Source organism: Streptomyces mashuensis (assembly GCF_014654785.1).
Taxonomy (GTDB): Bacteria; Actinomycetota; Actinomycetes; order Streptomycetales; family Streptomycetaceae; genus Streptomyces; species Streptomyces mashuensis.
In genome coordinates this window covers 138,007-158,850 of sequence record NZ_BNBD01000008.1, presented here as the reverse complement: position 1 = coordinate 158,850, position 20,844 = coordinate 138,007, and the positions used below count along the sequence as shown (strand labels likewise).

At 74.7% G+C, this 20,844-nt stretch carries 19 protein-coding genes; 11 read left to right on the top strand and 8 right to left on the bottom strand.

Features of this window, described 5'->3' with window-relative positions; all coding sequences use genetic code 11:
- Window positions 1-25: 25 nt before the first annotated feature.
- Window positions 26-1,360 carry an MFS transporter gene (locus IE305_RS20065; protein WP_308440259.1) on the top strand — a complete coding sequence of 445 codons (1,335 nt, stop codon included), beginning with the start codon at window positions 26-28 and terminating at the stop codon, window positions 1,358-1,360.
- Between the two features lie 181 nt (window positions 1,361-1,541).
- Here IE305_RS20065 and IE305_RS20060 read toward each other — a convergent pair whose 3' ends face one another.
- Window positions 1,542-1,700 (bottom strand): hypothetical protein, encoded by a 159-nt coding sequence (locus IE305_RS20060; protein ID WP_190131049.1) that lies wholly within the window; start codon window positions 1,698-1,700, stop codon window positions 1,542-1,544.
- Between the two features lie 60 nt (window positions 1,701-1,760).
- On the opposite strand from IE305_RS20060, the gene IE305_RS20055 reads away from it, so the two are divergent.
- Both IE305_RS20055 and IE305_RS20050 read left to right on the top strand, forming a co-directional pair.
- Window positions 1,761-3,410 (top strand): NRAMP family divalent metal transporter, encoded by a 1,650-nt coding sequence (locus IE305_RS20055; protein ID WP_190131048.1) that lies wholly within the window; start codon window positions 1,761-1,763, stop codon window positions 3,408-3,410.
- Between the two features lie 227 nt (window positions 3,411-3,637).
- Window positions 3,638-4,618 (top strand): hypothetical protein, encoded by a 981-nt coding sequence (locus IE305_RS20050; protein ID WP_190131047.1) that lies wholly within the window; start codon window positions 3,638-3,640, stop codon window positions 4,616-4,618.
- A 116-nt stretch (window positions 4,619-4,734) separates the two neighbouring features.
- On the opposite strand, the gene IE305_RS33705 is transcribed toward IE305_RS20050, so the two are convergent.
- The gene (locus IE305_RS33705) at window positions 4,735-5,148 is read right to left on the bottom strand and encodes a hypothetical protein (RefSeq protein WP_308440258.1); all 414 of its coding nucleotides are present in this window, start codon (window positions 5,146-5,148) and stop codon (window positions 4,735-4,737) included.
- Entirely contained in the window at window positions 5,139-5,471 is a 333-nt protein-coding gene (locus IE305_RS33700) for a hypothetical protein (protein WP_308440257.1), read from the bottom strand. Before IE305_RS33700 ends, IE305_RS33705 begins: the two co-directional genes overlap by 10 nt.
- A gap of 192 nt (window positions 5,472-5,663) precedes the next feature.
- Between IE305_RS33700 and IE305_RS20040 the strand changes: the two genes are divergently transcribed.
- Window positions 5,664-6,053 carry a VOC family protein gene (locus IE305_RS20040; protein WP_190131046.1) on the top strand — a complete coding sequence of 130 codons (390 nt, stop codon included), beginning with the start codon at window positions 5,664-5,666 and terminating at the stop codon, window positions 6,051-6,053.
- Between the two features lie 94 nt (window positions 6,054-6,147).
- Window positions 6,148-6,756 (top strand): ALF repeat-containing protein, encoded by a 609-nt coding sequence (locus IE305_RS20035; RefSeq protein ID WP_190131045.1) that lies wholly within the window; start codon window positions 6,148-6,150, stop codon window positions 6,754-6,756.
- 61 nt (window positions 6,757-6,817) lie between these two features.
- On the opposite strand, the gene IE305_RS20030 is transcribed toward IE305_RS20035, so the two are convergent.
- The 4 genes from IE305_RS20030 to IE305_RS20015 form a co-directional block, all read right to left on the bottom strand.
- A complete protein-coding gene (locus IE305_RS20030) occupies window positions 6,818-9,382 on the bottom strand; it encodes an ABC transporter permease (protein ID WP_190131044.1) in 2,565 nt (854 codons plus the stop codon).
- A gap of 90 nt (window positions 9,383-9,472) precedes the next feature.
- Window positions 9,473-10,249: an ABC transporter ATP-binding protein gene (locus IE305_RS20025; RefSeq protein WP_190131043.1), complete on the bottom strand. Its 777-nt coding sequence runs from the start codon at window positions 10,247-10,249 to the stop codon at window positions 9,473-9,475.
- A gap of 202 nt (window positions 10,250-10,451) precedes the next feature.
- Window positions 10,452-11,129, bottom strand: a complete 678-nt coding sequence (locus IE305_RS20020; protein ID WP_190131042.1) for a response regulator — start codon at window positions 11,127-11,129, stop codon at window positions 10,452-10,454.
- Window positions 11,126-12,745: a sensor histidine kinase gene (locus tag IE305_RS20015; protein WP_190131041.1), complete on the bottom strand. Its 1,620-nt coding sequence runs from the start codon at window positions 12,743-12,745 to the stop codon at window positions 11,126-11,128. The genes IE305_RS20020 and IE305_RS20015 overlap by 4 nt, the downstream gene beginning before the upstream one ends.
- Window positions 12,746-13,066: 321 nt before the next feature.
- On the opposite strand from IE305_RS20015, the gene IE305_RS20010 reads away from it, so the two are divergent.
- The 6 genes from IE305_RS20010 (at window position 13,067) to IE305_RS19985 (ending at window position 19,356) form a co-directional block, all read left to right on the top strand.
- A complete protein-coding gene (locus tag IE305_RS20010) occupies window positions 13,067-14,095 on the top strand; it encodes a 3-oxoacyl-ACP synthase III family protein (RefSeq protein ID WP_190131040.1) in 1,029 nt (342 codons plus the stop codon).
- Window positions 14,092-14,844: a glycosyltransferase family A protein gene (locus IE305_RS20005; protein WP_190131039.1), complete on the top strand. Its 753-nt coding sequence runs from the start codon at window positions 14,092-14,094 to the stop codon at window positions 14,842-14,844. Before IE305_RS20010 ends, IE305_RS20005 begins: the two co-directional genes overlap by 4 nt.
- The gene (locus IE305_RS20000) at window positions 14,844-16,325 is read left to right on the top strand and encodes a class I adenylate-forming enzyme family protein (protein WP_190131038.1); all 1,482 of its coding nucleotides are present in this window, start codon (window positions 14,844-14,846) and stop codon (window positions 16,323-16,325) included. Before IE305_RS20005 ends, IE305_RS20000 begins: the two co-directional genes overlap by 1 nt.
- Entirely contained in the window at window positions 16,322-16,810 is a 489-nt protein-coding gene (locus IE305_RS19995) for a hypothetical protein (RefSeq protein ID WP_190131037.1), read from the top strand. Before IE305_RS20000 ends, IE305_RS19995 begins: the two co-directional genes overlap by 4 nt.
- Window positions 16,807-17,883, top strand: coding sequence for a cytochrome P450 family protein (locus IE305_RS19990; RefSeq protein ID WP_190131036.1), 1,077 nt, complete (start codon window positions 16,807-16,809; stop codon window positions 17,881-17,883). The genes IE305_RS19995 and IE305_RS19990 overlap by 4 nt, the downstream gene beginning before the upstream one ends.
- Window positions 17,884-18,426: 543 nt before the next feature.
- Window positions 18,427-19,356 (top strand): NAD-dependent epimerase/dehydratase family protein, encoded by a 930-nt coding sequence (locus IE305_RS19985; RefSeq protein ID WP_190131035.1) that lies wholly within the window; start codon window positions 18,427-18,429, stop codon window positions 19,354-19,356.
- Here the strand turns inward: IE305_RS19985 and IE305_RS19980 are convergent.
- Window positions 19,343-20,269 (bottom strand): NADP-dependent oxidoreductase, encoded by a 927-nt coding sequence (locus IE305_RS19980; protein WP_190131175.1) that lies wholly within the window; start codon window positions 20,267-20,269, stop codon window positions 19,343-19,345. The genes IE305_RS19985 and IE305_RS19980 overlap by 14 nt on opposite strands.
- Between the last annotated feature and the right edge of the window lie 575 nt (window positions 20,270-20,844).

Below are 20,844 nucleotides of genomic sequence, written 5' to 3'. Positions count from 1 at the left end.
CAAGCGAAACGGGGGGCGGTCCGTCATGGGGAACGTCACGGGCACAGGACGCGCGCGGATACCGGGAGGGCGCGACGGGCGCCGGATGCTGGGGGTGGCCCTGGTCGACCGGATCGGCAGCGGCCTGTGGGGCGCCACCTCGGTCTTCTACTTCACGTACGTCTCGCACCTGGGCCTGGGGCAGGTCGGCACCCTGGTCTCCGCGGCTGGTGTCGCCGGCATCGCCGGGGCGCCCTTCGGCGGGCGGCTCGCCGACCGGCTGCCGCTCACCCGTGTCCTGGCCGCCTTCCAGGTGCTGCGCGCCCTGGCCGCCGCCGGCCTCCTGCTCACCGACGACTTCACCCTGCTGCTGCTCTGCTCGGTGGCCGGCGGCTTCGGCGACCGGGCAGCGGGCGTGCTGACCAGGCTCTACGGCACGCGGATCGCCGGCAGCGACCGCGTGCGGTACCAGGCCGTCAACCGTACGGTCGCCAACGCCGGCTGGGCCCTGGGCGGCCTGGCCGCGGCGGCGGCGCTGGGGGCCGGCACCACGGCCGTCTACCCGTACATGCTCCTGGGCGACGCCGCCTCGTTCGTCGCCGCGGCAGTCATCACCCTGGGCTGTGCCGAGGCCGGTGCCGCCCCCGTCGTCGTCACCGGGGGAGCGGCGGGACAAGAGACGGCAAGCGCACCCCAGGCCGTACCGGTCAGCCCCTGGCGCAACCGCAGGTACCTGGCGTACGTCGGCACCGACGGCGTGCTCTGCCTCCACGACGCCGTCTTCAAGGTCGGTCTGTCGCTGTGGGCGGTACGGGCCACCGACGCACCGCACGGCCTGGTGCCGGTGCTGCTGGTGCTCAACAACGTCCTGGTCGTCGCCCTCCAGGTGCCCCTGTCCCGCCTCGGCGCCACGACCGACCGGGCCCGCTCCCTGCTGCTGCCGCTGTGCGCCGCGTTCGCCGTGGGCGGCGCCGCCATGGCGGCCGCGGCCGCGGGCGGCCCCGTGCTCGCCTCCGCGTTCCTGCTGCTGGCGGCCATCGCCTTCACCGCCGCCGAAATGCTCCAGGCGGTCGTCTCCTGGGAGCTGTCCGTGGCCCTCGCGCCCCCGACGGCCCAGGGCGCCTACCTCGGCGTGCACGGCCTCGGCCAGGCCACGCAGCGCGCGGTGGGCCCGCTGGCCGCCACCGCGGCCATCGCGGCCGGCCCGGCCGGCTGGGCCGTACTGGGTGCAGCCGTCGCCGCCACGTGTCTGGTGCAGCACCGCCTCGTACGGTCGCCCCTGGCGGCCGCGGCGACGCCGGCACCCGCGGGGGACGCCTCGGCCGGCGGGGTTCTTCACCGGCCCGGCGACGACCACGCCGCGGACCTCGTCACCCCCTGATGTGCTGTTGCACCACCGCGCGTCAAGGTCGAGTCAAGACACTTGCGTCAACATGCAATCGTCAGGCTAAGCTGCTGGACGTTCGAGACGTGCGAAACGTTTGAGCGTTTGAGATGCCTCGTCCAGGTTCGACGAGGAGTCGCCACGGCCGGGAGGAGGCGAGAGACATGGACGGTCACAGTCACAGTCCGGGCCACAGGAAGCCCCGCACCCGTATGTCCTCGTCGACCTCCGGTACGCGGTAACGACCTTCCCCGCGCGCGTCCCGCGCGTCACCGCCCGCGCAGCCCAGCACCCGTACGGCACCGTGCCGCTCCGGGCCCTTGGGCTGCCCGCGCACGGGGAAGGTTGCTGCTGAGTGCCCCGACCTTCCCCCTGAACGGGGGACAGGGAGGCTCTCATGACCGACTCCACGATCACCACCCCCTCCGCCGCCGCAGCCCGCACCGCCGTCCTCGACGACGCCCACACCGGAGACAGCCGCGGGGCACTCGGCACCATCAAGGCGGACGACACCGCCCCGCGCCGGAGGCTGTCCGCCCGGCTCAAGACCCTGCTCGCCGTCGTCGGCCCCGGCCTGATCGTCATGGTCGGCGACAACGACGCCGGCGCGTTCGGCACCTACACGCAGGCCGGCCGGAACTACGGCACCAGCCTCCTGTGGACCCTGCTCCTCCTCATACCCGTGCCGTACGTCAACCAGGAGATGGTGCTGCGGCTCGGCGCGGTCACCGGTGTGGGGCACGCGCGGCTGATCCTGGAGCGGTTCGGCAGGTTCTGGGGCGCGTTCTCCGTCATCGACCTGTTCCTGCTCAACGCCCTCACGCTGGTGACCGAGTTCATCGGCATCACCCTCGCCGTCGGCCACCTCGGGCTGCCCAAGGTGCCCGGCGTGCTGCTGGCCGCCGTCCTCGTGGTGCTGGCCGCGTCGACCGGCTCCTTCCGCCGTTTCGAGCGCACCGCGATCCTCCTCTGCGCGGGCTCGCTGCTGCTGGTGCCCGTCTACGTCATCGTGCACCCCCCGACGGGGCGGATGGCCCACGACTTCGTCGTGCCGGGCATGCCGCACCACGCGCGGCTCGCCGACGTCTTGCTGCTCGTCATCGCCGTCGTCGGCACCACGGTGGCACCGTGGCAGCTGTTCTTCCAGCAGTCCTACGTCATCGACAAGCGCATCACCCCGCGCTTCCTGCGGTACGAGAAGGCCGATCTGTGGCTCGGCATCGCCGTCGTCCTCGTGGGCGCCGCCGCCATGACGGGCTTCTGCGCCGCGGCGTTCTCCGGGCACGCCGAGGCCGGCCACTTCACCGACGCCGGCGACGTCGCCGCGGGGCTGGAGAAGTACGCGGGCAGGACCGCCGGCGTGCTGTTCGCCGTCGCACTGCTCGACGCCTCGGTCATCGGCGCCTGCGCCGTCTCGCTGTCCACCGCCTACGCCATCGGCGACGTCCTCGGGCTGAAGCACTCGCTGCACCACGGCATCAAGGGCGCCAAGGGCTTCTACGCGGTCTTCGCGGGCCTCGTCCTCGCCGCCGCGGTCGTCGTCGTCATCCCCGGCTCCCCGCTGGGCCTGCTCACCGAGGGCGTCCAGACCCTCGCCGGCGTCCTGCTGCCCTCCGCCTCGGTCTTCCTGCTCCTGCTGTGCAACGACAGGACCGTGCTCGGGCCGTGGGTCAACGGGCGCGTCACCAACGTCTTCACCTCCCTCGTCGTGGCCGTCCTCGTCACGCTCTCGGTCGTCCTGACCGCCGCCGTCCTCTTCCCCGGCATCGGCGCGAACGCGATCCTCGACATCATGGGCATCTGCGGCGTCGCCGGCATCCTCGCCCTCGGCTACGCCGAGACGCGCCGCCGCCGCAAGGGCTGGGCCCTGGCCGGGCCTGTCGACCGCACCGGCAAGGAGAACTGGCGGATGCCGCCGCTGCACGAGCTGCCGGACCCCGTCCTGTCCACGGGCCGCAAGGTGGGCCTGGCCGCCCTGCGCCTCTACCTCCTCGCCGCGATGGTCCTGGTCGTGGTCCGCATCGTGCAACTCGCCCTCGGCGGCTGACAGCTCCGCCGGAACCCCCGCACGTCTCCGGGGCGGCGTGCCCCCGTCCGCCGCCCCGGAGACCACCGCCCGCGCCCCGGGGCCACGGTCGGCCCGCCCGGGAGCGGCCAAGGCGAACGCCGGCCAGGTCACCCGACCCGCCGGACAGTGCCCAATACTCCAACTACAGTTGGCGGCCCTGCTGTTCAGCTGATCTCGGTCAACACGACCCCAGGAGGCGCCGTCCCGTGGCAAGCTCCATGCAGTCCTGGCGAACCAGCGCCGCACGTTTCGCCTTCCTCTTCGCGGCGGCGCTGGCGCTGGCGGGCGGCGTCCTGCTGACTTTGCAGGACAAGAACATGACCAGCGCGGCCATCATGTCCTCGATCGGCCTCAACCTTGTCGCGTCGGTCGTCTTCGCCCTGATCTTCTCGTTCTTCAGCTCGGAGAAACAGGAAGCGGCCCTCAAGGAGAACCTGAACGAACAGTTCGGCGTACTCTCCGACGCCCTGCTGGACCGTATGTCGGACGCCAACCGGATCTTTCTGCCCAGTGGCCGCTACCCGGCGACCGACACCTTCGACGACGACTTCAACCGGCATCTCAACCAGAGTCTGGCCACGACGACTTCCTATGTATTCCGCGGGCCGAGCGCCCGCTTCGTCGCGGCCAGGCTCTCGCACGTCCACCACAACCCCGGGTCCGTACGGGTCTCCATGCTCGCCCCGGACAATCCCTCGGCTCTCTACCAACGAGCGGCCGACCGGCGCCTTTGGCCCTCCTCCGTCGGCAAGACGAGCAGCCGGCTCTCCGAGGAGATCCTGACCGAGATCCTCATGTCCATCGTCTCGCTGTTCGACTACCGGCACGTCTGCCCGATCGACATCATCTACTCGGCCGACCCGTCGGTGTACCGGATGGAGATGACCGACGATTCCGTCTACATTTCCTGGTACCACGCGAATTCCTCGCTCGAGAAGCAGATGCCGGAATCGCTCCGCTTCCCCAAGGGGTCGTTCCTGTACAGCATCCTCGACCTGGAGACGAAGCGACTCTTCGAGCTCTCCGAGAACCGGGTCCGGTTCGACTCGACGAAGGACGAGGCCTTCCTCATCACCCACATGCAGACGATCTCCGGACGCGCCATCACGGAAGAGGACGTCGCGGCCTGGCGAGCCGAGTACCGGAACTACACCCTGGGCTTCTCCGACTACTTACGGAACCTCTAGGGTCGCGTGATCCTTGTGAGACCCCGGTCGGGGGTGCGGCACGGCCGGCGGCCACCGCTGCGGCGACCGGGGATACGCCGGGGCTGCACAGCCGGCCTTGTGACTTCAGTAATCGCTCACTGGATCAGGGACGTGTGCGGGTGATCCGGGGACTCCGGGCAGACGTAGAGCTGCAGGCGGTTCCCCTTGGAAACCTGGACCTTGGGCGGGTTCGTCACACACGAGTCGTCGAGGGAGCCGAGGGCTTGATCCTCGTAGGGGACCCAACCGTGGTTGCTGGAGTCCCATTCGTTCGAGGCGATGGTCAGCAGCGGGGCCATCTTGGCGCCACAGGCGGTGCAGAAGCGGGCGATCGGGTCGGTGAGGCCCCACGGGGGCCAGCCGCCGACCTTCCAGCCCGGGGCGACGGACAGCTGGCTCCCGTAGAACGAATCCGGGTAGGGGGCCCAGGAGCTGTCCACGGCGGATGCGGCGGCCTGCCAGTTGCTCCAGTCCCCCAGCCGCTGCTGTAGTTCCTTACTCAGATCCATGACGGCCGCAGCAGCGGTATGTCGCGCACGTAAAGCTGGGCCACGGGCACCATGGGGTTCGGACCGTCGTGCCACTCGTAGCCCTCGCCGGCGCGCACCCCGTACGCCACGTACAGGTCGTCGATCTGGTCGTGTGACTCGCCGCAGTGCGGCCACGGCTCGTCGGCGGGCCACAGCATCGGCCCGCCGACAGAACTGTCGTGCGGTGACGGAGACCCGGGGCGGGGATGCAACCGGATCGCCGGGCGTGCCAGCGGCGCCAGTTGAGGAAAGACCGTGGCGGCGTCGAGCGGCCGCGGCGGGGTGGTACGGATGCCGTTCATGGCGGCGATGCTGCCGGCAGCCTCTGACAACGGGCACACCGATCCACCATCCACGGATCCAAACGAAACGGCCTAGGCCCCGGGACCGATGCGGAAACGATCATGGCGCGATACCTTCGGTGGGCACGGGCGGTGCGCCGCCCGCGCCCACCGCCGCAACAAGCCGTCAGCGAAAGGAAGCGTGCCCACACCATGCGCGTCATCGGCTTCGACCACCTCGTCCTCAACGTCTCCGACGTCGAGCGGTCCCTCGCCTTCTACACCGGCCCCCTCGGCCTGGAACCGGTCCGCGTCGACGAGTGGCGCGCCGGAAAGGTGCCCTTCCCGTCCGTCCGCGTCTCGCCCACCACCATCATCGACCTGGTGCACCGCGAGCGCGGCGAGTCGAACGTCGACCACCTCTGCCTGGTCGTCGAGCCCCTCGACTGGCAGGAGGTCGTCGCCGCCGGAACGTTCACCGTCGTCAGCGGCCCGTCCACCAACTTCGGCGCCCGCGGCATGGCGGAGTCGCTGTACGTCCGCGACCCCGACGGCAACACGGTCGAGCTGCGCTGGTACCCGCAGGACGCCCCGCAATCCTGACGGAACCCATACAGGGGTGACGGATCGGGCCGTGCCGGGAGTGTCTAAGCTGACGGGGCATTAACGATCTTTCTCGCGAAGTAGGTGCACCTCCATGACGATGAAGCCGGTCCGCGTTGCGGCCGTCGCCACGGCAGCCGTCCTGGCCCCCGTCGTTCTGTTCTCCTCCCCGGCGGTGGCCGCCGGCACCGCCGACCGCGGAACGGTCGCCTCCGCCACCGCCACCGCCTCCCCGGCGTCCCCGGCCGCCAAGGACTACGCGCACATGTCGATGGACGACCTGCGCGTCGAGGTCCTCACCCTCATGGCCAAGAGCCCGGAGAAGTCCTCGATGCGGGTCTACGGCAGCCGCGCCCTCGACAAGCGGACGGCCGAGGCCCTCGTCGAGTTCCTCGAGGTGGGCCAGTACAAGGCCCAGGAGGAGGACGACCGCTACGCCGTCCTGGCCATCCTCGGCAAGAACCCGGGCCGTGGCGTGACGCGAGCCGCCAACAAGGCGCTCGACGGCAACGCCGCCGACCTGCGGTACTCCCTGGAGACCGGCCGGTACAAGGCCCAGGAGGAGGACGACCGCTACGCCGTCCTGCGCCTGATGACGCAGCACCCGAGCGACGCGTTCCGCGCTGCTGCAAGCAAGGCCCTCGACGGCGGTCCCGCCGCCGTGCGCCAGTTCCTCGAGGTCGGCCAGTACCAGGTCCGCTGACCCGGAACGCACCGAGCCGGGGTGGCGTCCCACGGACGCCACCCCGGTGGGCACGGCACGCTCACGCCTCCGCGACAGCCTCCAGCGGGCTCAACGCGGCCGCCCGGCGGGCCGGAACGACTGCCGCGACCGTACCGATCACGAGCGACACCGCGCAGATCAGCAGCAGCGTCCCCCACGGGAGCGTGAACGCGTACTGCGCCACCGCGCCGTTGGCCAGCGCACCGACCGCCCAGGCGCAGAACACCCCGCCCGCCAGGCCCAGCAGCGTGCCGAACGCGGCCACCGTCAGGGACTCCAGCCGGATCATCCGCCGGACCCCGGCACGGTCCATGCCGATGGCGCGCAGCACACCGATCTCCCGGGTGCGCTCCGACACCGACATCGCCAGGGTGTTGACGATGCCGAGCGAGGCGATCACGACGGCCAGGGCGAGGAGCCCGTACATCAGGGTCAGCAGGTCGCCGACGGCGCCGGCGGCCTCGTGGACGAGTCGCGCCCGGTCGTCGACCGTCAGCAGCGGGCTGTTGCCCACGGCCGCACGCAGTCGGCTCTCCATGGCCTTGGACACCGCGCCGCCCTCCGTGCGGACGAGGATCCGTTGCACCGACCCGGGCACGAAGCTGTTCTTCTGCACGTCGGCGGGGGCGCCGAGCACGTCGTGGGCGACGGGGTTGTCCTGGTAGACGCCGACGACGGTGTACGGCCGGAACTCCTGGCTGCGGCCCATGCGCGCCGGGAGCCTGCCGCCCGCCCGCAGGCCGTGTTCCCGGGCGACGCTCTCGGAGACGGCGATCCGGCCCGGCCCGAGGCCCTTCACGGAGCCGCTGACGAAGTCGAGCTTCATGACCGCGCCCACGGTGGCCGGATCGACGCCGGTGACGGTGCGGACCTTGCCGCCCACGACGAGTGTGGAGTCCGCGACGGCTGCCGCGGTCCGTACCCCGGCCGTAGCGGCCACCCGCTGGACGGCGGCGGGGTCGATGCCCGTCGTCGTGTCGCGGGTGCCGATGACGTAGTCGGCGCGGAGGCCGGCGGCGGCCTGCCGGTCGAGGGCCTGCCCGGTGGAGTGGCCGACGACCGCGAGCCCGGCGACCAGCGCCGTACTGATCATCAGGGAGGAGGCGGTGGCGGCCGTGCGCCGCGGGTCGCGCAGCGCGTTCTCCCGCGCGAGGTGGCCGATGGTGCCGAAGCGGGTGGTGAGCCGCCCGGTCAGCCGGATCACCGGCCCGGCGAGCAGCGGCGCCAGCACGATCATGGCGACGGCGAGGAGGGCGCAGCCGGCCATCGCGTTCTGCAGGTTCCCGACGGAGGCGTCCTTCGCCCCCGTGAGGGAGACGAGCAGGCCGGCGCCGAGCGCGAGCAGGGCCGACCCCACTGCGCCACGGACCCGCGACCGTGCCGGGGGCGGCGTCTGCCCGGCCGACCGCATCGCCTCGACGGGCGCGATCCTCGCGGCCCGCCGGGAGGGCAGCCACGCGGCGAGCACCGTGACACCCACGCCCACCGCGAGCGCCGCCACCACGGACCGGGCCCCGATCACCAGCGGCCCGTCGGGCAGCGTCTCCTCGGCCGTGCTCAGGACGTGCGGCAGCGCCGAGGCGACGCCCAGGCCCAGCAGGAAACCGGCCGCCGACGCGACGAGCCCGACCAGCGCCGCCTCCGCCAGAACGGAACGGACCACCTGGCCGCGCGAGGCACCGATCGCCCGCAGCAGGGCGATGTCGCGGGTGCGCCGCGTCACGAGCATGGTGAAGGTGTTGACGACGAGGAACGAGCCGACGAACAGCGCGACCCCGGCGAACACCAGCGGCAGCTTCGTGTAGCCCCGGGTGAGGGTGTCGACGAGGACCGCCTGCTGGGCGGCCTGGGCGGTGCCGCTGACCGCCTCCGCCCGGTCCGCCGGGAGCACGGCCGTGACCCGGTCGGTCAGCTCCGCACGGTCGGTGCCGGGCGCGGCGGACAGGTCGATGGAGGTGTAGTGGCCGGGGGTCGCGAACAGCCGCTGTGCGGTGCCCATGGGGAAGAGCGTCAGGGTGCCGCCCGCGGACACCCGCGGGTCGTCGGTGGTGACGATGCCGACGAGGCGCTTGGTCATGACCGGCCCGGTCGTGGCGAGCGTGACCGTGTCGCCGATGCGGAACCGGCCGGCGGCGGCGGTGCCGGCGTCGACGGCGATCTCGTCGTCGCGCGCAGGGGCGCGGCCCTTCACCAGCGGGTGGCGGTGGTCCGTGCCGTCCGTGCCCGGTACGTACGCGGCGGCGAGGTTCGCCCGGGACGTCCCGGTGCGCAGCGGGCTGCCGTCCGCGGCGGCCAGGGTGGCCGTGCCGTCGGCGGCCGGCCGCACGGCGCCGACGCCGGGCACTCCGGCGAGTTTCTGGACGAGTGCGTCGTCGAGCGCGGTGTCGCGCAGGTCGGCGGCGGTGGCCGACGGGGACGACTTCGGGGTGACGGTGACCGCGATGCCCGCGAAGTTCTTCGACGAGGCGGCACGGTGGGCGGCGGCGGAGGAGTCCGCGAAGACGAGGGTTCCGGAGACGAACGCGACACCGAGACAGACGGCGAGCACGGTCATGGCCAGACGGGCTGGGTGCGCGAGGACGTTGCGCAGGGCTGTGCGGAGCATGGGATGTTCTCCGGGGCTTTCCGGTTCCGTTGGATGCTGCGGGCGGGGGACGGCGGGCCCGGGGCAGGGCAGGGCAGGGCCGGCGCCGTGTCAGGTCGTGCGGCCGTCCCCGGCCTCGAAGCGCAGCATCCGGTCGAGCACGGCGTCGGCGCCCGGCTCGTGCAGGTCGTCGACGACCCGGCCGTCGGCGAGGAACACCACCCGGTCGGCGTGCGCGGCGGCCACCGGGTCGTGGGTGACCATCACCACCGTCTGCCCCAGCTCCCGCACCGACTCCCGGAGGAAGCCGAGGATCTCGGCGCCCGCGCGGGAGTCGAGGTTCCCCGTCGGCTCGTCGGCGAAGACGATCTCGGGGCGGGACACGAGCGCGCGGGCCACCGCGACGCGCTGCTGCTGGCCGCCGGAGAGCTCGGCGGGCCGGTGGCCGAGCCGCCCGCCCAGCCCCACCATGGCGACGACGGTCTCCAGCCACGCCGCATCCGGCTCCCGCCCGGCGATCCGCAGCGGCAGCGTCATGTTCTCCAGCGCGGTGAGCGTCGGCAGCAGGTTGAAGCCCTGGAAGACGAACCCGGCCTTCTCCCGGCGCAGCCGCGTCAGCTGACGCTCGCTCAGTGACGACAGTTCGGTGCCGCCGATGCACGCCGAGCCCGACGTCACCGTGTCCAGCCCGGCCATGCAGTGCATGAGGGTGGACTTGCCGGAGCCGGAGGGGCCCATGACGGCGGTGAACCGGCCCCGCGCGAACTCGACGGACACCGCGTCCAGGGCGGTGACCCGGGTCTCTCCCCGCCCGTAGACCTTGGTCAGGCCCGTCGCCCGGGCCGCCGGTCCGGTGACGGTGCCGGGGAAGGGCATCGGCTGCGACATGTGCACTCCTGCTCGGATACGACGGTCCGCGAGGAGCCCGCGGACCGGGTGGACGTATCCATCCTCACGGCCCTGACCTGCGGAAACATCGTCCTGGGAGGTGGAGTTGAGCTCTGCCGGAGGACGGGCGACGGCCCGCCCGCCCCGCCCTCCGGCAGAGGTCCCGCGCACCTGCCTCTGCCTTCGGGCAGAGGCAGGTGCGTCAGGAGGCCAGCCCCGCCCGGTGGGCGAGCAGCGCCGCCTGCACCCGGCTCGCCGAACCCGTCTTGTCGAGGATCGCGCCCACGTGCGTCTTGACCGTGCCGATCCCGATGCCGAGCTGCGCGGCGATGTCCTGGTTGGACAGCCCTTCACCGAGCATCGCGAGGACGTCCCGCTCCCGGGCGGTGAGCCGGGCGATCCGCTCGTCCCCGGGCACGGTGCGGGCGGCGTCCGGTCCGCCGCCGCGCAGCATCCGGGAGATCACCGTGCCCGTGACACCGGGGGAGAGCACGGCGTCGCCGGCGGCGGCCGCCCGTACCGCGCTGATCAGCTCCTGCGGACCCTCGTCCTTGAGGAGGAAGCCCGCGGCGCCCTCCCGCAGCGCCCGGAGGACGTTGTCCTCGTCGCCGAAGGTCGTCAGCATCACGACGCGCGGCGCGGGGTCGAGGGCGAGGAGCGGGGCGATCGCGGAGAGGCCGTCGCACACCGGCATGCGGATGTCCACCAGCGCCACGTCGGGGCGGTGGGCGGCGGCCAGTTCGACGGCCTGCCGCCCGTCGGCGGCCTCGGCGACGACGTCGATGCCGTCGGCGTGCCGGAGGATCAGGCACACGCCGTGCCGGATCATCGCCTCGTCGTCGGCGAGCAGGACACGGATCGGCCGGGCGGGCTCGGTCACGAGGACTCCCAGGGTGCGGCGTCCCTGACCGACGGGACGGTGAAACGGTCGATGGCGATGAGACGTTGCGAGGCGTCGAAACAGTACCGGGCGACGATCAGACCGCCCGGGCGGCGCTCGGTGGCGCCGTTGAACGGATAGATGCAGCCGGCCGTGCCGGCGGGGCGCGGCGGTTCGCGTCCGGTGGCCGCGGCCCGCACGGCCGCGTTGTCGAGGACGCCGGCCGCCGCCACTTCGTGCAGAGACATGCCGACGTGGGGGAGCGGAGGCGGTACGGACCGGTGGGGCCGTGTGCCGTACACGAAGAGGATCCCGAGGACCATCAGCACGGACAACACCCCCAGCCCGCACGCCAGGGTCAGGGCCTCGGCGGTCCGGCGCCCGGACGGGACGGCCTCCTCCGTGCCGGCCGGGCCAGCCGGGCCGTCCACGCCGGACGGGGCGTGCGCTCTCGCAGGTCCGGGGGCGTCGCCCGGCTCGGCCGGCACGGCCGCGGCCACCTGGAACCCGCCGGACGGCAGCGGACCGGCGTCGAACGTCCCGCCCAGCAGCTCCACCCGCTCCGCGAGACCGGCGAGGCCCCGGCCCGTGCCCACGTTTCCGGCGGAGGGGGACGGCGGTGGCGCGGCGCCGTTGCGGACGGTGACCCGTACGGCCTCGTCGTCGTGCGCGACGGTCACGGTGACGTGCGCCTGCGCGGCGTACCGGTGCACGTTCGTGAGAGCCTCCCGTACGACGCGGTGCACCGCGCGGCGTACGGGCGCCGGGCGGTTGTCCAGGTCGGGGCCCGTCCACTGGAGCCGTACGGCGATGCCGCCGTCGCGGGACTCCGCCACCAGCGTCTCGATGTCGGCGCGCGTGCCGGTGGCGTCGGTGAGCACGCCGGGCCCGGTGTCGGGGCCGAGCGGGCCGAGGACCCCGAGGGCCTGGCGCAGTTCGCGCAGGGCGTCCCGGGTGGTGCGCCGCACGAGGACCGCTTCCTCGCGCAGCTCGGGGGCGGCCCGGCCGAGGGCCATCTCCAGCCCGCCGGCGTGCAGGGAGATCAGGCTGAGCCGGTGGCCCACCAGGTCGTGCATCTCCGCGGCGATCCGGGACCGCTCCTGGGTGCGGGCCTCGCTGTCGGCGGACCGGCGGGCCCGTTCCGCGGCGTCGCCGCGCTCACGGAGCGCCTGGAGCAGGCGGCCCTGCTGGCCGTGCGCGGTGCCGACGAGGCCGGGGACGACCACGGCGGTGGCCGCCAGGACGAGGCCGAGCGCCAGTCCGTACGACGGCTGCCCGGGGCCGAGCCACGGCGCGGACGCGGTCGCGGCCGCCACGACGACGGCGGCGGCCGCCGCGAGCAGCCGGGCCCGCCGCCGGGCGCGGACCGCCTGCCGGGCCACGGCGTACGCAGCCGCAGCCGCGACCGGCCCCACGCCGGTCGCCAGGCCGGTCAGCGCGGCGAGCGCCAGGAGCACGACGCCGGGGAACCGGCGACGCAGCGGGAACAGCGCCGCGCCGGCGGCGAGCGCCGCCAGCTGAAATGCCGGGCGCGGCAACGGTTCGAGCCGCGCGACGGTCACGTACACACCCAGCCCCGCCAGGAACACCCCGGCCGTCTCCGCCACGATCCGCACGGACCCGCGCGCGAGCGCCCCGCCGAACGGACGAGACGGGCGAGAAGGGCGAGAAGGGGTGAAACGACGAAAGGGGCTGATGCGCGGCACGGTCACCAGTATCGGCGCCCGCGCCCGCCCCGGCCTGAACCCTGTGGACGATCCGCCGCTCTGCCGAAAGGCAGAGACAAAGGAAGAGGCAAAGGACGAGGCAAAGGACGAGGCGAAGGAAGAGACAGCCGCCCTGCCGGAATCCCCCAGGGCCGTCCCGGGCCCGGATGAGTACCGGCTGAGTATCCGCGCCCATGTGCCCCCGCCGGGCCCCTTCGTAGCCTCCCTCGTATGCACAGTCAGTACGCCACCGGCGACGGTCCGCTCCGCGTCGGCATCACCGGAGTGGGCGCCGACCTGCCCCGGCGCGCCGTCACGTCGGAGCAGCTGCGGCAGCGCGTCACCGCGGCCAGTGGGCTGCCCCTGCCGGCGGGCGTGTTCGAACGCGCCACCGGCATCCGCTCCCGCCGCACGGCCGCCGACGACGAGTACGCCTCCACCCTCGCGCTGCGCGCCGCCCGCCGCGCGCTGGACCGCGCCGGGCTCGACCCGCTCGACGTCGACCTGCTGGTGTTCGCCTCCGCCACCCGCGACATGACCGAACCCGCCACCGCGCACATCGTGCAGGCCGCCCTCGGCTCCCGCGGCCACGCCCTCGACGTCACCAACGCCTGCAACAGCTTCGTCAACGGCATCGACGTCGCCCGCAGCATGATCATGGCCGGGCGGGCCCGGCGCGCCCTCGTCGTCACCGGCGAGACACCGAGCCGCGCCGTCCGCCACGACCCGGCCGGCCCCGCCGCGTTCCGTGACGCCTTCGCCGGCTACACCTTCGGCGACGCCGGCGCCGCCGTCGTCCTCGAACCCGTCGCCCGCGGCGGCATCCTCGACGTCGACACCGAGACGCACTCCGAGCACTGGCAGGTCGGCGGCATACCCGGCGGCGGCTCCCGCCACCCGCGCGGCGACGAGCACACCTACTTCCGTGGCGACGGACGCGCCCTGCGCGACGTCTTCGAGAAGGTCGGCACCTCCGTCCTCGACCGCGTCCGCCACCGCACCGGCCTCGACCGGACCGACTTCCGGCACGTCCTCGTCCACCAGGTCACCGTCCCCTACCTGGAACGCTTCGCCGAGCTCAGCGGCGTACCACGGGACCGCCTCGTCGTCACCGTCCCCGAGCTCGGCAACATCGCCAGCGCCACCCTCGGCGTCCAGCTCGACCGCGTCCACGACGGGCTGCGCACCGGGGACCGCGTCCTGTTCGTCGGCCTCGGCGGCGGCATCAGCATCATGACGATCGTGTGGGAGAAGGCATGAGCGACACCCTTGCTCCGCTGTGGGTCGTGGTCCCCGCCCACCAGGAGGCCGCCCGCATCACCGGCACCCTCGACGCGCTCGCCGCCCAGCACGACCGCGCCTTCACTCTCGTCGTCGTCGACAACGCCTCCACCGACGGCACCGCCGGACTCGCCCACGAGTTCGCCCGGCGGGCGCCCTTCCCCGTCCACGTCCTGCACGAACCCGACAAGGGCGTCGGCTGCGCCGTCGACACCGGCTTCCAGTACGCCATCGCCCACGGCGCCACCCTGCTGGCCCGCACCGACGCCGACTGCCTGCCCCACCCCGGCTGGACCGCCGCCGCCCGCGCCGCCCTGCACCGTGGCGCCGGCCTCGTGTGCGGCCGCATCGAGGCCCGCCGCGACGAACACGGGCCCCTCGGCCGCGCCGCCTTCCGCGCCCTGGTCGTCCTCGCCGCGCTCTTCGGCCGCCTGCGCCCCGCCCACCACCGCCGCCACGGCTACCTCGCGCCCTACCGCATGCACGCCGGCAACAACATGGCCGTCACCGCCGGGCTCTACGAAGCCGTCGGCGGCATGCCGCGCCGCCCCTCGCCCACCGACCGCACCTTCCTCAACCGGGTGCGCCGCCACACCACCGCCATCGTCCACGCCCGCGACATGGTCGTGGAGAACTCCACCCGCCGGCTCCGCGCCTACGGCCTCGCCGGCACCGCCCGCTGGTACCTCGACAAGGGCCCGGGCCACCACGGGGAGGACCCGCGCTGATGCTCGACGCCCTCGACCACGCCCTGCGCCGCGGCGCCCACCGCCCCGCGGTCCTCGGCACCACCCGCACCGGAGCCGTCCGCACCAAGGCCACCTGCGGCGACCTGGCCGGCCTCGCCGACCGCTACGCCGCCGCCCTGCACGCCCGCGGCCTGGAACGCGGCGCCACCCTCGGCGTCGCCGTACGCCCCGGCCCCCGCGCCCTCGCCGTCCTCCTCGCCGCGCACCGCCTCGGCCTGCGCGGCGCCGTCCTCGACCCCGGCGCCGGCCCCGACGTACTGCGCGCCCGCCTCGCCCTCGCCCGGCCCGCGCTCGTCCTCGCCGACGCCACCGCCCAGGCCGCCGCCGGCTGGGCCCGGCCCCTGGCCCAACGCGCCGGCCTCGCCCTGCCCGGCCTCGCCGAGCTCGGCCCCGTCGCCACCGTCGGCCCCCGGCTGCCCGGCTGCGCGCCCGCACTGGACACCGGCGCCCCCACCCGCGGCCTGCCGCGCCCCGTCGACGAGGACGGCGACGCCGTCGTCGTCTTCACCTCCGGCACCACCGCCCGGCCCCGCGCCGTCGTCCACACCCGCTCCTCGCTCGCCGCCGGCATGGCCACCGTCGCCGGCCTCGTCCGGCCCGCGCCCGGCCGGCCCGTCCTCGGCGGCACCTTCTTCGTCCTCGTGCCCTCCCTCACGAACGGCGCCCCCGTCGCCCTCCCCGCCCGCACCCCCCGCGTCCTCGCCCGCCAGCTCCGCCGGCTCGCCCCGCAGGCCACCTACCTGACGCCGCCCCAGCTGCGCGCCGCGCTCGCCGAGGACGCCCCCTTCACCGGCCGCGTGTGGACCGGCTCCGCCCCCGCGAGCGCCGGACTGCTCACCCGCGTGAAGGACGCCGGCGCCGACGAGGCGTGGGGCGTCTACGCGCTCACCGAGCTGTTCCCCGCCGCGGCCGTCGAACAGGCCGACAAGGCCGCCTTCACCGGCGACGGCGACCTGGCCGGCGCCCCCCTGCCCGGCGTCACCGCCACCACCACGCCCGCGGGCGAACTCCTGCTGACGGGCCCCGCGGCCCGCCACCGCTACCTCGGCGAGGACCCCGACCCCTGGGTCGCCACCGGCGACCGCGCCCGCCTCGACAACGGCCGCATCGTGCTGGAGGGCAGGACCAAGGACATGGTGCTGCGCGGCGCGGAGAACATCTACCCCGGCCTGTACGAGCCCGCACTGCACGTCCCCGGCGTCGAACTCGCCCTCCTCGTCGGCGTCCCCGCCGACGACGGCGACGAACGCCTCGTCGCCGTCGTCCAGCCGCACCGCGGCGCCGACCGGGCCCGGCTGCACGCCGCCCTCGCCGGCCCGCTGCGCCGCATGGGCACCGCACGCCCCGACGCCGTCCTGCTGGCCGACATCCCCCTGTCCGGCCGCTCCCGCAAACCCGACCGCGCGGCCACCGCCCGCCTGGCCGCGGCCTGGCTCCGCGCCGGGGGAGGGGCCCGATGACCGCGCTGCGGGCGGTGGTCCCCGCCACCGTCGCCGCCCGGACCGACACCACTGAAACGGTACGCCGGTTCGCCGCCGGCGCCCCCTTCCCCGTCCACCTCGTCCACGAGCCGCAACGCGGGACGGACGCCGCCGCCGACACCGGCTTCCGCCCCGCCGCACGCCTTCTCGTCCGCACCGACGCCGACCGCCTCCCGGCCCGCGCCGAGTTCGCCCGCGGCACCGAAAGGGCCTGCGGCCGCAGCCTGCCCTGCCCCGACACGTCCCCGAACTTCGCCCAACGCCACCTGCTGCCCGCGGTGCTGCGCGCGACCGCCCTCTATGGGCCGCCCGAGGACGTCGCCCTCCTCAACCGCGCCCGGGAACACAGCGAACGGACCGCCCGCGCCGAGCACATGGTCGTCCGCACCGGCCTGCGCCGCCTGCCGTGGTGCTGGGACCGCCGCCGGCGCCCCACCGACGAACGCGAGGTGCACGTCCGGTGACCCGTACGCCCGCCACCCGCGCACGGCGCCGTGACCGGCGCGTGTACACCCGCTCCCACCCCCTCCTCTTCGCCCTGCTCGCCGCGGCCCGCCGGCGGCCCGTGACGCGGCTGGGCCGTACGGTGCTGGTGAACGGCACCGAGCCGTACCGCCACACCCTCACCCGGCTCCCCCTGGACCGCACCGCGCCCGGCACCACCGGGGGAGCGGCCCGCGCCCTCTCCGCGGGCGGCATGCTCTTCGACCAGGAGGGCGCCGGCCACCGCGGCACCCGCCGGACCCTCGCCGACGGCCTCGGCGCGGCCGGAGTGACGCGCCTCCGCCCGGTGGGACAGCAGGTCCTCGACCGCCACCTGGCACCGCTGCGCACGGGAACCCCCGTCGACCTGGTCCCCCTCGCCCGCGAACTGGCCGGGGCCACGGTGTGCGCCCTGCTGGGCCTCGACACGGACCCCCTGGCGGTGGCGGACGCGGCGGCCGACGCCGCGGCAGCGGCGGTACGCGACCACCTGCCGGGCCTGCGGGGCCGTGGCGCGGCGCGTGCGGCGGCCACGGCGACGGCCCGGCTGGAGGAACTGGTGGGCGCCGGACTGCCGGCCATGCTCGCCGTCGCCGCGGTCAACACGACCGTGGCAGCCCTGCCGCGCGCCGTCGCGTGGTGCGCGGACGCCGGCCTGTGGGACGCCGCCGCGGACGACCGCCTCCGGCCCGCCCTGGTGACGGAGCTGCTCCGCGTCACGGCCCCGTCGCCGCTGCTGCCCCGCGTGGCCGCGGCGGACAGCGGCCCCGTACGGGCCGGTGACCGCCTGCTCCTGGTGGCCCGTCACGCGGCACGAGCCCACGACCGTCTCCCCGACCCCCACGACCCGGCCCCGGCCGCGCTGGCCCACCTGGTCTTCGGCACAGGCCCCCACACCTGCCCCGGCGCCGCCCTCACCCGGGCCCAACTGGCCGACACCCTGGCCGCGCTGGCACCGCACCGCCCGACCGTGCTGCACGCCCGCGCCGACCGCCGAGCGGCCCTGCCGGGCTGGCACACATTGACGGTCACCGCCCGTGGGGGCACCGCGTGAGCGCCATCGCTGTTCCGGCCGGGCCTCAACTCGCCGACGCGCCGGCCGCGGGGACGCCGCATCGCTGGTGGCCGGCTCTGCCGGTCCGGCGCATGCTGAGGGTCGCCGCCCGAGCGCCTTCCTGGTCCGGCCCGAGCCCCACTCGCCGACCCCCTGGCCTCACCGGCCCGTACCGCCGCACCGCCGACTGCCGAGCGGCCCTGCCGGGCCGGCGCACGTTGACGGTCGCCGCCTGCGGAGCCACCGCCCGAGCGCCCTCCCCGGCCCGAGCCCACTCGCCGACCCCCTGGCCTCACCGGCCCGTACCGCCGCACCGCCGTCTGCGCACGCGCCGATCGCCGAGCGGCTCTGCCGGTCCGGCGCATGCTGACGGTCGCCGCCCGCGGGGCAACCGCCCGAGCTCCCTCGCCGGCCCGGACCACTCGCCGACCCCCTGGCCTCACCGGCCCGCACCGCCCCACCGCCGTCTGCGTACGCGCCGCCCGGCGGGCGGCCCCTGCCGGGCCGGCGCACGTCGACGGTCACCGCCCACGGAGACACCCCATGACCACCATTGCCGTCACCGGCGCATCCGGTTTCTGCGGTGCGCACATCGCCCGGACCGCCGCCGACCACGGCGCGGACGTCCTCTGTGTGGGTCGCCGCCCCGGCCCCGTCGGCCGTCACGTTCCGTGGGACGCCACCACCTCCGCCCCACCGGACCTCCACGGCGCCGACCTCGTCGTCCACTGCGCCGCCGCCGTCGGCGACCCCGCCCCCGGCTCACGGGCCGAGGCCACCATGCGTGCCGTCAACGTCGACGGCACGGCCCGTCTCCTGGAAGCCGCCGCCGGCCGGCCGGTCGTCTGGGTGAGCAGCGCCAGCGTCTACGCCCCGGGGGTCCACCCGGCCCCGCTCACCGAGGACCACCCCGTGCGGGACCAGCTCAACGCGTACGGCCGCACGAAGGCCGCCGGCGAAGCCCTCGCCCTCGCCGCCGGGGCCGTCGTGCTGCGGCCCCGGGCGGTCTACGGCGACGGCGACCCGCACCTGCTGCCGCGCCTGTTGTCGCGGGTCCGCCGCGGCCGGCTGGTGCTGCCCGGCCCGGACACCGTCCTCAGCCTCACGGCCGTCGAGAACCTCGCCGACGCGTGCCTGGCAGCCGCCGGCTGGCCGGCCGGCGCGTACAACATCGCCGACCCGCTGCCGTACGGGCGCGACGACGCGATCCGGACGGTGCTGCGCGCCCACGGCATCGACGCCAGGATCGGCCACCTGCCACTGCCCGTCGCCCGCGCCGCGGCGCGGACCGCGGAAACGCTCGCCCGCCTCCGCCCCGCCCGTGAGCCGCTCCTGACCCGCTACGCCGTGGACCAGCTCGCGCACGGCGTCGTCCTGGACATCACGAAGGCGGTACGCCAGGGCTGGGCACCCCGGCGTACCCTCACGGACCACGTGGACCTCGCGGACCGCGCACCGCTTACGGCACGGTGAGCACGATCTTGCCGCGCGCGTGGCCGCCGGCGCTCGCCTCGTGCGCGGCGGCGGCCTCCTTCAGGGGGAACACGGCGTGCAGCGGCACCGTCAGGCGGCCCTGGTCGGCGAGGACGGCGGCCTCCTCAAGCCCCGCCCAGCCGTGCGCCTGCCCGACGCCGGAGCGGGAGACGTGCACGCCGTGCCGGGCGCCGTCGAGGTCGGCGACGGTCACGACGCGGCCCGGGTCGCCGGCGATGGCCACCAGGTCCGCGAGGGAGCCCTTGCCCGCCGCGTCCAGCACGACGTCGACGCCCTGCGGGGCCACCGCGGCGACGCGCTCGGCGAGGCCCGGCCCGTAGGTGACCGGTACGGCGCCGAGCTGCTCCAGGAAGGCGTGATTGTGCTCGCTCGCCGTACCGATCACGGTGAGCCCGCGGGCCCGGGCGAGCTGCACGGTGAGGGTCCCGACGCCTCCGGCGGCCCCCTCGATCAGCAAGGTCATGCCCTCGGCGACCTGGAGGAAGTCCAGCACGCGCCGGGCCGTCTCGACGTTGCCGGCAGCACCGCCGGCCTCCTCGAAGCTCCACGACCGGGGCTTGGGGGCCCAGGCCTCCAGCACGGCGTACTGTGCCGACGCGCCGCCCAGTTGCAGGAACGGCACGAGGCCGTAGACGGCGTCCCCGACGGCCGTGCCGGTCACGCCCTCGCCCACCTCGTCGACGACGCCCGCCGCGTCCAGCCCGGGAATGTGCGGGAACCGCACGGGCAGCAGCTCCTGCAGCATCCCGGACCGCAGGTACCAGTCGGCGGGCGTGACACCGGCGGCACGCACCGCGATGCGCACCTGACCGGGCCCGGCGTGCGGCTCCTCGGCCTCGTCGAGGGAGAGGACTTCGGGACCGCCGTAGCGGTGGTACTGCACGGCAAACATCATGCATCTCGCAATGCTGGGGCGACGACAAGAGCCTCACGATAACCAGCTGACCGGGCGTCACCCGGCCGAGGGTGCCCCGGGCGTTGCACTGCAGCACCTTCCCGGCGCCGCCGCAGACCGCCGGCGCTACGCCGAGCTCACCCCGGCGTGCCTGGCCAACCTCCTGTCCCGGTACGAGGTCTTCCCCCGCGACATCACCCTCCCCGACGGCCGCCGCCGCAAGTCCAGTTCACCTCACCCGGCTGGGCCGGGCGGCGGACGAACAGCACCTGCTGGGCCGGCCTGGACGCCGCGGGCCGGCCGCTCGCGCCGGCCTCTTCCGGCTGGATCAGCCAGGAGGCCGGCGCGGCCGACCTGGCTCTCCAAGTGGCTGACGACCAGCAGTGTCGCGGCATCGGCACCACCCGGTCGAGGTGCCGTAGGGCCGTCCGCCGCTCCACCGGTTTCACATGCGGGCCCTGGACGTGGGGCCGGTACACCAGCCGGTGCCCGGCGATCTCCCCGACGGTGCGTGGTTCGCGCAGGAAGCTGAGGAGCGCGAACTCGCCGTGCGGCCGCCGAGGTCGAACACG